Raw genomic sequence first — 8892 nt, 5'->3', positions numbered from 1 at the left:
AATCCTTATCTGGCAAGAGACTTAATTGATTAGTTCGCTCTAGATAAAAAACAATTGACAAAAATCGCTAAATGCCTTTCTATATAAGGGTTCCATCCCTTATAACCCCCCTCCATTGCATAACACAAACCGAAGAGCCAAAAAGAGAATCTAGGAAATCTGTTCTGCGTAATCCAACTCCGTCGCGCATCCCGCCTCTTTTCGGAGAATATCGTCGATATTCTTAAATGTCTGCTCGAACATAGGAAAAAGATTAGATACTCTCAAATCTTACCTCGATCGCTCCGGTGATCCTTAGCATAGATTTGTAAAAAGGCTGAAAATGCTTCAGCCTCGTCTAAAAAATCAGATTTTACCCGCAAAATTAAGGAATAGGATTAGCCGAATCCTTGCTTTCTAGGGTTTCGGGAACAGCTTCCGTCTTACCAAAAGCGATTCGGAGGAAGGGAGGGGCCAGGAAAGTCGTCAAGATTACCATAATAATAATCGACACCTCCAAAGGCTTATCCAAAATTCCGCTGGCCGAACCAATCCCAGCAAAAACTAGACCCACCTCACCCCGGGGAATCATACCCACACCGATGGCGAGGCGATTGATTCCAGATATGCCAAAAACTGCCCAGCCTGTCACCAGTTTACCGATGATCGCCACAACCATCAAAAAGACAGCGATCAAAAGTCCGGCCCGATTCTCCGGTACCGTTGGGTTTAAAACACCGAGATCAGCACGCGCTCCCACCGTCACAAAGAAAATTGGTACAAGCAAATCGGCGATCGGTTTAATTAACTCATCCAACTCGTTCCGGGTATCAGTTTCATCAAGCACCAAACCCGCAGCAAAAGCCCCTAAAATCGCTTCCAGATGAATAGCATTGCCCAAAAATGCCATAAAGAAAGCGAAGACAAATGCCGGAATAACAATATTGCCCCGAGTTTTCAGCCGCTCCACGATCGCCACAAAACTTTTGTTAAAAATACCTCCCAACAAAATTGATCCGATCAAAAAGGCCGTAGCGCTGACAATCAGATAAATAACATTGGTCACATCAATCTCACCAGTTTTGGCTAAACTAGCGACCACAGCCAGAACAATAATACCGAGGACATCATCGATCACCGCCGCACCGACAATAATTTGCCCTTCTTTGGATTTGAGTTGACCTAACTCGGACAACACCTTCGAGGTAATACCGATACTGGTTGCCGTTAAGGCTGCCCCCGCAAAAATCGCCGGGATAGCCGCCACATGAAAGACGAGCATTAACCCGGCCGTACCTGCCGCAAAAGGTGCCGCAACCCCCACACAGGCCACAACCGTGGCTTGAATTCCCACTTCCTTGAGTTGTCGCAGATCCGATTCTAGGCCAATTTCAAACAGCAGAATAATCACACCGATTTCAGCTAGAACCGAAATCACTTCACTTTGGGACTCAAAGATTCGCTCTACGGCAGCCGGGGCCAATTGATTCAATCCTTGCAGTACCGTCATAATCACCGAGTCCGAGGCCGATAGTCCCCCTTCGGGAAAGATGAGCAGATGCAGTGCCGAAACGCCGACAATCACACCAGCGACCAGTTCTCCCAGTACCGGCGGAAAATCCAATCGTCTGGCGGCCTCTGCGCCGAGCTTGCTGGCCAGATAAATCACCACCAGTGTCAGCAATACGCCAGAGAGAATAATCGGTGAATCCTCGGCCACAACGGTGGCGAGCAAGGGGAGCGGAGCCATGGGAGCCGCTATCTCCCCGATCAAAGGAGGCAGAATAGGGGACAAAATCATGAGTTTAAAGGGATGAGGGTTTAAAGGTTTTAGGTAGGGTCTGCTGAAAAAGTTTTTCGTGGGGGCAGGGTGTGGGGTGTGGGGTATAGGGTGTAGGGTTTTACCGATTTTGAGGTAGTCAGTTACCTAATTTTCAGGGAAAAAGTCCAGGAATTTTACCCCCAATCACTCCAATGGTCAGCACTTTTTGAGGGAAAAAAGCCTAAAAGCCTTATCCAACAAGGTTTTTAGATTTATTCAGCAAGCCCTAGGTGGTCATAAAACTGGGGGATAGGAAAAAGGGCCACCGCTCAAGGACAGTCAGGCTGCAGATGGGGTGGCCCGGATCAAGACAAGCTTAGTTGTCTAGATTTCACAGCCCTCTGGTCCACAGAAACTCTGTCCGTACAGAACCTCCGCATCACAGAGATAGATCATGCCCGCAAAATTGAGGAAAAACTGATCGGCAACCTGCTTGGCAATATTTTGGGCCATAATTCGATCGGGGGTAAGTATCTCGAACTTAACATTCGTATCGGTTTCGGAAACGTGGGGTTGTCCCGACGAGCGCACGTTGCGACTGCCTTTACCGCCAGTATCCATCACCGTGTAACCACTCGCCCCGCATTCTTCGATGATCTTGGCGACTTTTTTCAACAAAATCTTTTCTGTGACGATGACGAGCTTTTTGGCTGGTTTGGCCATGTTGATTATCTCCTTAAATGTGTACATTTATTTGCTTGGTAAGCCCCGTCAAGGGAGCGCCCACAGACCACAATCCTAGCCGCCGCTGAGGGCCTGGGCGAGACCAAGGAAGAAGGGTATGCACAAGCCGATCGCTACGGGCGTACCGATGGCCGTGGACGCGCCTATATAGGCGGAGGGATTAGCCGAGGGGATACCGGCCCGCAACGTGGGCGGCCCGGAGATGTCGGAACTAGAGGAAGCGATGACGGCCAGAACCACGACACCGCCCCAGCTGAACCCGGTGGCGTAGTGGGCAACCATGCCGAGACCGAAGGCGATTAGACCATGCACAAAGGGTGCTAGGACGCTATAGACGACATACCACTGGGCTACTTTACGCAGTTCGCCAACCCTTGACCAAGCCTCCATCCCCATGACCAGCATCAAGATTGAAAGCAAGCCACGAAAGAGGGGATCGTAGAAGCTTTTATAGACAGTTTCCGGCTGGGTGAATATGCCCAAAGCCAGACCTAATAACATGGCCGATAGGGCAGGTCCGCGAAGGCTTTCTTCAATGATCGGCCAGATCTTGACCCGATTATCCGTAGGCTGCTGCTGACTGAGATACTCCTGCCGACTGCTGGGATAATCCTGCTGATCGGAATAATCCCCGGCCGCCACCGGCTGCTTGCTAAAAGACTCGCGGTCGTAGGCCGATTCTTTCTGCTTCTTCTTGTTAAGATAAATGTTAGCCACCACGATCGCCGTTACCAGCGCCGGGATATCCATAAAGGGATAGAGTGCGCCGGCCCAGGCCTCGTAGGGGATCTTTTGTTCTTCGAGTACCGTCAGACCGGCTGCCATAGTCGAGCCACTCACGGCTCCAAATAACCCCCCAGTTGCGATCGCATCCACCACTTTCACCTTGGGCAGATTGGCTAAGGTATAGCGTGCGACGAAGACCACAATAATCCCTACTATGACGGCAAAGATCATTGGTAATACCATTTCCGTCAGGTTGGAATTGCGGATGGCAATCCCGCCGGTCAGACCGATTTTGGTCAGCAGCATGAAGACGATGATCGTACAAATCGACTCTGGGATGACCAATTCACTACCGAGAGCGGCAATGATCATGCCACCAATCAAAAAGGCCAGCGTTGGCGACTGCAACTGCTGGATAAAGTCCATGACAAACAATGAGAAAAAATCCACGAATACCTCCTTAAGCCTCCCCTGATGAGGAGTATTGAATATAAACGAACTAAATGAACCTTCAAAAGCTGAAAGAGAGTAAGAGTAAGGCTCTTTACCCCTTAAGCAAACCTGTTGCGGGCAGAACTTTGGACAGTGTCAAGTCCGCAGGTAAGCCTAATTCGGGATTTTTGTCGGTTAAACTGGCCTCGATCGCCGTCCCAGAAGCCACCCCGAAGGCAAGAGCTAGAGGGAGAGAAACGCTGGCAGCTGTTACACCACCGAAGCTATCGCCCCGCAAATTGTCAAAATGAATACGATTGGTTATTTCCATGAGAATCCAACTGAGCAAAGGATTTTTTGCCATAACAAAGCTGGCGGTTGACAGACCAGCCTTGATAGACAAAACTTTATGGTTTTTAAAGATCGATTGTTCTAAATCTATACTAGAACGGATAGCTTGACAAGCAAATTTTTGTAAATTGAGTTTAAATCGATATATCTTTACAAAAGTATTGATTTAAACCTATGATATAAGCGGGGTGGGGAGGTTTTTACTCGTTCCCCTCCATTCCTGCTTCTGTTTAGCAAAGCTCCTCAAGGCAGTAACAGAAGTGTAGCTCTCTAGAGGCCTCTCTTGATTCACGCCACTTTACATCAACTGATTGTCTTTGAAGCGACCGCTCGTCATGGCAGTTTCACCAGGGCTGCTGAAGAACTATCGATCACCCAACCCACCGTTTCCACCCAGATGAAACAACTGACTAAATCAGTGGGTTTACCCTTATTTGAACAGATAGGCAAACGTTTGTATTTAACCGAGGCTGGACGCAGTTTATTAGTCACCTGCCAGGCAGTCCTCAAGGATCTTGATAACTTTGAGATGGCGATCGCTGATATCAAGGGCATTAAACAGGGTAAACTGCGTTTAGCGGCGGTATCCACAGCCCAATATTTAATCCCTCAAATCCTAGGTCCTTTTTGTCAACAGTACCAAGGGGTGGATGTGTCCCTAGAATTGACCAATCACCAAGACCTAGAAACAAGGATGATCAATAATGTTGATGACCTATATATTTTAAGCGAACCCCCCCAAGAGCTAAACCTAGAGATTCGACCGTTTCTGGAAAATCCCCTCGTGGTTATTGCTCGCAAAGATCACCCCCTAGCGGGACAGAAAAAAATTCCGATTAAACGACTGCAAGGGGAACCTTTTATTATGCGGGAAATGGGATCGGGAATTAGACGGGCAGTACAGCAAATTTTTCTCGACCATGGCATCACTGTATCTCTGCGTTTGGAAATCGGCAATAATGAAGCCATTAAACAAGCGATCGCTGGTGGTTTAGGAATTTCAGTTCTGTCTCAGCACGTCTTAAATTTAGATAATCCCAATGGGGAATTTACCATCCTTGACGTGCAAGATTTTCCCATCCAACGCCATTGGTATGTGGTTTATCCCAAGGATAAAAAACTATCTGTGATCGCCAAGACTTTTCTGGATTATCTCCTCAATATTCAGCCCCAATCCCTCTTAAAGGTCAAAATTTCTAGATGAGAAACCCCATCTTTGTTGAAGATGGGGTAAGGTAAAAATCAAATCAATCTAAACAGTAACAGGTTCTCGATCGAGGGGTTTAACGCGATCGAGCAGTGCTTGCAACTGTTCCCCTTCAATCACCTCTTTACTGAGGATTTCTTGGGCAATTTCTTCGAGCAAATCGCGATTTTGAGCAAGGATATCCAGGGCCTGCTGATGACCATTTTCGACAATCTCTTTCACTTCATTATCGATCGCTTTGGCCGTATCATCGCTCACCAAGCGCCGGGGATTCATCATACCATCTCCCAGAAAACTATTCTGTTGACCTTTTTCGTAGGCCAGGGGACCTAAGGTCTTACTCATACCATAAGTAGTCACCATGCGTTCGGCCAAATCCGTCGCCCGCTGTAGGTCATTAGCTGCCCCAGTAGTAATACTACCAAAGATAATTTCCTCGGCGGCCCGACCACCTAAAAGAGTAGCAATTTGGTCGCGTAATTCCGTATCATCCATAAGGAAACGGTCTTCCGTGGGCATTTGCAGGGTATAACCGAGGGCTGCCATGCCGCGAGGGACGATCGAAATCTTAGCAACTTTACCACCCCCCGGCATAACTGCACCGACGAGAGCGTGACCAACTTCGTGATAAGCGACGATTTTCTTCTCTTTTTCCGAGAGAACCCGGCTTTTCTTCTCTAAACCGGCCACTACCCGCTCGATTGCCTCATTAAAGTCCTCTTGGGCGACGGTGCTGCGTTGATTGCGGGCTGCCAATAAAGCGGCCTCATTGACTAGATTAGCTAAGTCAGCACCAGCAAAACCAGGGGTGCGGGTAGCAATCTGTTTTAAATCCACATCTGAGCCTAATTTTACCTTACCTGCGTAGATTTCGAGGATTTTTAAGCGTCCAGCCAGATCGGGGCGATCAACTAACACTTGGCGATCAAAACGGCCAGGGCGTAAAAGGGCGGGATCAAGAGTTTCTGGGCGATTAGTAGCGGCCAGCACGATTACCGTCGCATCACCAGCGTTAAAACCGTCCATTTCCGTCAATAATTGGTTTAAAGTCTGTTCCCGCTCATCGTTACCCCCCATAAAATTACCGTTAGCGCGAGATTTACCAATCGCGTCTAATTCATCGATAAAAATAATACAGGGGGCTTTTTTCTTGGCCTGTTCAAACAGATCTCGCACTCGGGCCGCACCTGCACCGACAAAGAGTTCCACGAATTCCGAACCTGAGATACTAAAGAAAGGAACTCCCGCTTCTCCCGCGACTGCTTTTGCCAGCAGGGTTTTTCCTGTCCCCGGCGGACCGACTAGGAGGACACCCTTGGGAATCCGCGCCCCGATTTGAATGTAACGTTGGGGATATTTGAGAAATTCGACGATTTCGGCCAATTCGGTTTTCGCTTCTTCCACACCGGCCACATCTTCAAAAGTGGTTTTGGTGGTGTCTCCTTCCACATAGACTTTAGCGCGACTTTTGGTAATCGATAAAGCCCCGGCTGGACCACCGCCACCGCTGCGAGCGAGGAAAAATTGCCAAATACCAACAAAAATCAGGGGAGGAATCACCCAACTAAGAACACTACCAATCCAGCCATTTTTTGGCGGTGGTGCGGCGGCGAATTCTACGCCCTTAGCTTCTAGACGTTTGGGCAATTCTAGGTCAAAAATCGGTGTAGTGCTGAAAATTCGTCCGTAGTTGCCCTCTTGGTCGTTTTTAAGCTGATAACGAATCTCATTCTGTCCCACGGATACCCTAGCGACGTTACCATCTTCCACTTGGTCGATAAAAAGACTATAGGGAACTTTGGGGACGCTAGGGCCAAATAATTGCGGGAAAAGAAGGTTAACAATCAGAAATAAGCCGCCTACGGCTAATAAAACATTACCGATCAGGCGAGATTGTGAAGGAGGTTTGCTTTTTATACTCATTGCTGGGCCTGATTGATTAAAATTAGTCTCTATCCTCTCCTCATTGTAGGCTGTTGACTGCTCAAGTTCAGATTGAATCAGGCGGGGGGATTACCGTCGTCTTCGGGCGGTTTTTGCCCTAGTAAAGCCTCTAGACGGGTTTGGGCAAGCTCAAAATCCGGCACAATCCCTAAAGCTTTTTGATAACAGGCGATCGCTGCTTGGGTTTCGCCTAAATTTTCTAGGGTACTGCCGCGATTGTACCAAGCTTGATAAAAATTATCGTCCGCTTCTAGCACCTGTTGCCAACATTCTAACGCTTCTTGCCAACGTTGCAGTCCGTATAGGGCGCTGCCTCTAGCGTTAATGACTTGGTGATCGTTGGGGGTGATTTCTAGGGCGCGATCATAACTATTTAAAGCTTCTTCGTAGTTACCAATCATGGCTAAGGCACCACCACGATTATGCCAGGCCGAGGCTAATTGGGGATCGATCGTCAAGGCCTGTTCCCAATCGGCGATCGCATTTGACCAATTGCCTAAATTTGCCTGTTCTAAGCCCTGATTAAACCAATCTTCGGCAGTTTCAGGGTTTTTAGCTTCCTGGGGGGAAAATTGAGCGATGAGACTATCAATAATGCTTTCTGCGTCCTTATTTTCGATGCCCAATTGTTCGGCCATTTGCCCGGCTAGGGTAGGATCGTTTTGCAGACGGTCAAATAATTCATCGAGGGTGAGGGTTTCTAATTGGGGATTTTCTGGGTCATTACCGTTAAAATCGCTAGTTTCACCCGAATATAAGAAATTTTCTGGGGTTTGCGGCTGGGAATAACTGCCCGGGTCCTCATCGTCGCCGGCGTATTCCCAGATTAAAGTGGCAGTTTCTTTGGTGTAGAGTTGATAACCGATCTCGTAGGAAGCTTCACCAATACGTTCAATCCCGGGGAAAGCGCGAGCTAATTCTCCCAAACGGATCATTCTGGTGGCGAGAAGTTGGTTAAGGGAAGCGGAGGATTGCAGACGGCTCCCAAAGCGCTCTAACCATTCTACCCAATCTTTTTGCCGACCTCGATCGCCCAATTTCTCAAAAAATCTCAGAATTCTGCCTTCGTGCCAACCGTGGGACACTCCATCGAGTAACTGCATATAGAGAAACTCGTAGTCTGTATCGGTTAGGGGAACAGATTCGATCGCTTGTACTCTCCCCTTTCCCCCTTGTCCCCCCAAAAGTCGGGTAAAAAAGTTTTCGATCGCACGCCAAAGTTTTCTTAAAAGTCCCTGCATTCTAATCTCGACACTGGTTTTATTAATCTTGCAAGCATCACCCAATTAGTCTAGCAGTTATCAGTTATCGGGGATTGACTCTCCCCCGCTAACCGCTCGCGCGGTGTAGCGGGGGATTCTCGGTTCTTAGGCTTTTAACTAGATCGACCGAGTTTAACCCAGTCGATCCCCGTCAAATCGCCTCCGCAAGCGTTTTCTAACACGGTCAGTCCGACCGCATTTTTTCCTCGGTTCTCAATTACCTTTGCTGATGCCGTATCTCTTGGTTCAATGTGGCCGCAAGAATCACACCGGTGAACTCTTTCCGATAACGCTTTTTTACCAGTAATTGCGCCACAATTCGGACACTCTTGCGAGGTTCCGTTTTTATCAACCTTAAGATAATATTTTCCCCGTTTCCAAGCGACAAACGGTAATATCTCGTTAATAAAACTACCGATACCTGAATCCAGAGATTGTTTTCTAACGATCCCTCTAGACCAGGAAACGAAGTTAATATCTTCAAC

The 8892-nt window shown here is 48.0% G+C and carries 8 protein-coding genes; 1 reads left to right on the top strand and 7 read right to left on the bottom strand.

Annotated features, from left to right (window positions below; genetic code table 11):
- Positions 1-364 precede the first annotated feature (364 nt).
- From O9332_RS18030 to O9332_RS18015, 4 genes are all read right to left on the bottom strand, one after another.
- A complete protein-coding gene (locus O9332_RS18030) occupies positions 365-1780 on the bottom strand; it encodes a cation:proton antiporter (protein WP_288026699.1) in 1416 nt (471 codons plus the stop codon).
- Between the two features lie 345 nt (positions 1781-2125).
- On the bottom strand, positions 2126-2464 hold the full coding sequence (locus tag O9332_RS18025; RefSeq protein WP_002757700.1) for a P-II family nitrogen regulator: 339 nt from the start codon (positions 2462-2464) through the stop codon (positions 2126-2128).
- 75 nt (positions 2465-2539) lie between these two features.
- Positions 2540-3661, bottom strand: a complete 1122-nt coding sequence (locus O9332_RS18020) for a sodium-dependent bicarbonate transport family permease (protein WP_002757699.1) — start codon at positions 3659-3661, stop codon at positions 2540-2542.
- Positions 3662-3755: 94 nt separating this feature from the next.
- Positions 3756-4007 (bottom strand): sulfate permease, encoded by a 252-nt coding sequence (locus tag O9332_RS18015; protein WP_080603588.1) that lies wholly within the window; start codon positions 4005-4007, stop codon positions 3756-3758.
- A gap of 270 nt (positions 4008-4277) precedes the next feature.
- On the opposite strand from O9332_RS18015, the gene O9332_RS18010 reads away from it, so the two are divergent.
- The gene (locus O9332_RS18010) at positions 4278-5198 is read left to right on the top strand and encodes a LysR family transcriptional regulator (protein ID WP_002757696.1); all 921 of its coding nucleotides are present in this window, start codon (positions 4278-4280) and stop codon (positions 5196-5198) included.
- Positions 5199-5246: 48 nt separating this feature from the next.
- Here O9332_RS18010 and ftsH4 read toward each other — a convergent pair whose 3' ends face one another.
- The 3 genes from ftsH4 to O9332_RS17995 form a co-directional block, all read right to left on the bottom strand.
- On the bottom strand, positions 5247-7124 hold the full coding sequence (ftsH4, locus tag O9332_RS18005; protein WP_002757693.1) for an ATP-dependent zinc metalloprotease FtsH4: 1878 nt from the start codon (positions 7122-7124) through the stop codon (positions 5247-5249).
- Between the two features lie 77 nt (positions 7125-7201).
- Positions 7202-8386: a tetratricopeptide repeat protein gene (locus O9332_RS18000; protein WP_002757692.1), complete on the bottom strand. Its 1185-nt coding sequence runs from the start codon at positions 8384-8386 to the stop codon at positions 7202-7204.
- Positions 8387-8520: 134 nt separating this feature from the next.
- Positions 8521-8892, bottom strand: a 372-nt coding sequence (locus O9332_RS17995; RefSeq protein WP_288026695.1) for a zinc ribbon domain-containing protein, incomplete at its 5' end; no start/stop codon positions are given.

Source organism: Microcystis sp. LE19-10.1B (assembly GCF_027530565.1).
Taxonomy (GTDB): Bacteria; Cyanobacteriota; Cyanobacteriia; order Cyanobacteriales; family Microcystaceae; genus Microcystis; species Microcystis aeruginosa.
The sequence above is the reverse complement of the archived record's forward strand: the minus strand, read 5'-3'. Positions and strand labels throughout refer to the sequence as shown.